Below are 1574 nucleotides of genomic sequence, written 5' to 3' on the forward strand. Positions count from 1 at the left end.
CTCCGCTCGACTTGCATGTGTTAGGCACGCCGCCAGCGTTCATCCTGAGCCAGGATCAAACTCTCAAAAATAATTTGGCTCATATGAGCTGACTTTATGGTTAATTGAATTACTATTCGTCTGCTGTTTAATTTTCAATGTTCATACTAAATATGGTAGCGGCAACTAGATTCGAACTAGTGACCTTTCGGGTATGAACCGAACGCTCTAGCCAACTGAGCTATGCCGCCACATTTGGTGCCCAGAGGCGGAATCGAACCACCGACACGGGGATTTTCAGTCCCCTGCTCTACCGACTGAGCTATCTGGGCAAAATGGTGGGCCTTCAGGGACTCGAACCCCGGACCTGCCGGTTATGAGCCGGACGCTCTAACCAACTGAGCTAAAGGCCCTCATCACTATGGTGGGCTTAGCTGGACTCGAACCAGCGACCTCACGCTTATCAGGCGTGCGCTCTAACCACCTGAGCTATAAGCCCCCTTCACTTTGGTCGAGGTGGAGGGACTCGAACCCCCGGCCCCATGGTCCCAAACCACGTGCGCTACCAAACTGCGCTACACCTCGATATATGGCGGAGAAGGAGGGATTTGAACCCTCGCGCCCCTTGCGAGACCTACTCCCTTAGCAGGGGAGCCTCTTCAGCCACTTGAGTACTTCTCCATTTAATATTGGCGGAGAGGGTGGGATTCGAACCCACGGCCCCTTGCGGAGTCACTGGTTTTCAAGACCAGCTCCTTAAACCACTCGGACACCTCTCCATATTTGGTGACTCATCCGCGACTCGAACGCGGGACACCCTGATTAAAAGTCAGGTGCTCTACCGACTGAGCTAATGAGTCTTATTAAATTGGCTGGGGATGCTGGACTCGAACCAACGAATGCAGGAGTCAAAGTCCTGTGCCTTACCGACTTGGCGAATCCCCAGTGTTTGGTGTGCCTGAAGGGATTCGAACCCCTGACACGTGGCTTAGAAGGCCACTGCTCTATCCAGCTGAGCTACAGGCACGTGTTGGAGCGGGTGAAGGGGATCGAACCCTCGCAGCCGGCTTGGAAGGCCGGAACTCTACCACTGAGCTACACCCGCATGTAGTTTTGGTGGGCTTAGCTGGACTCGAACCAGCGACCTCACGCTTATCAGGCGTGCGCTCTAACCGCCTGAGCTATAAGCCCATATTTTGGTCGAGGTGGAGGGACTCGAACCCCCGGCCCCATGGTCCCAAACCACGTGCGCTACCAAACTGCGCTACACCTCGACAAATACATCTTGCTATTAAATTGGCAGGGGTGGCAGGACTTGAACCCACGGCATACGGTTTTGGAGACCGTCGTTCTACCAACTGAACTACACCCCTAAGATGGTGGGCCTTCAGGGACTCGAACCCCGGACCTGCCGGTTATGAGCCGGACGCTCTAACCAACTGAGCTAAAGGCCCACATTGTGTTATTGTGGTGGAGGGGACTGGATTCGAACCAGTGAAGGCATTGCCAACAGATTTACAGTCTGCCCCCTTTGGCCACTCGGGAACCCCTCCATATTTGGAGCTGGTGATGGGACTCGAACCCGCAACCTGCTG

16 tRNA genes and 1 rRNA gene are annotated in these 1574 nt (G+C 54.4%); all 17 read right to left on the bottom strand.

The annotated features are described in order from the left end of the window. Positions 1 to 71: ribosomal RNA gene (locus CLOTH_RS10295) — 16S ribosomal RNA — on the bottom strand; the annotation flags it as partial. 82 nt (positions 72 to 153) lie between these two features. Further along, positions 154 to 230: transfer RNA gene (locus CLOTH_RS10300), tRNA-Met, on the bottom strand. Between the two features lie 5 nt (positions 231 to 235). Next, a tRNA-Phe gene (locus tag CLOTH_RS10305) sits at positions 236 to 311 on the bottom strand. A gap of 4 nt (positions 312 to 315) precedes the next feature. Further along, positions 316 to 392, bottom strand: a tRNA-Ile gene (locus CLOTH_RS10310). A gap of 9 nt (positions 393 to 401) precedes the next feature. After that, positions 402 to 478: transfer RNA gene (locus CLOTH_RS10315), tRNA-Ile, on the bottom strand. A gap of 9 nt (positions 479 to 487) precedes the next feature. Continuing rightward, positions 488 to 564 (bottom strand) — tRNA-Pro (locus CLOTH_RS10320). Between the two features lie 5 nt (positions 565 to 569). After that, positions 570 to 660 (bottom strand) — tRNA-Ser (locus tag CLOTH_RS10325). A gap of 9 nt (positions 661 to 669) precedes the next feature. Then, positions 670 to 758 (bottom strand) — tRNA-Ser (locus tag CLOTH_RS10330). Between the two features lie 5 nt (positions 759 to 763). Continuing rightward, a tRNA-Lys gene (locus CLOTH_RS10335) sits at positions 764 to 839 on the bottom strand. Between the two features lie 9 nt (positions 840 to 848). After that, positions 849 to 924: transfer RNA gene (locus CLOTH_RS10340), tRNA-Gln, on the bottom strand. A gap of 5 nt (positions 925 to 929) precedes the next feature. Beyond that, positions 930 to 1006: transfer RNA gene (locus CLOTH_RS10345), tRNA-Arg, on the bottom strand. 4 nt (positions 1007 to 1010) lie between these two features. Then, positions 1011 to 1084: transfer RNA gene (locus CLOTH_RS10350), tRNA-Gly, on the bottom strand. Between the two features lie 9 nt (positions 1085 to 1093). Further along, positions 1094 to 1170, bottom strand: a tRNA-Ile gene (locus CLOTH_RS10355). Positions 1171 to 1176: 6 nt separating this feature from the next. Beyond that, a tRNA-Pro gene (locus CLOTH_RS10360) sits at positions 1177 to 1253 on the bottom strand. Between the two features lie 23 nt (positions 1254 to 1276). After that, positions 1277 to 1352 (bottom strand) — tRNA-Trp (locus tag CLOTH_RS10365). 4 nt (positions 1353 to 1356) lie between these two features. Beyond that, positions 1357 to 1433, bottom strand: a tRNA-Ile gene (locus CLOTH_RS10370). Positions 1434 to 1447: 14 nt separating this feature from the next. Then, positions 1448 to 1532: transfer RNA gene (locus CLOTH_RS10375), tRNA-Tyr, on the bottom strand. Positions 1533 to 1574: the final 42 nt, after the last annotated feature.

The organism is Alkalithermobacter paradoxus (assembly GCA_002029295.1).
GTDB classification, from domain to species: Bacteria; Bacillota; Clostridia; order Peptostreptococcales; family Peptostreptococcaceae; genus Alkalithermobacter; species Alkalithermobacter paradoxus.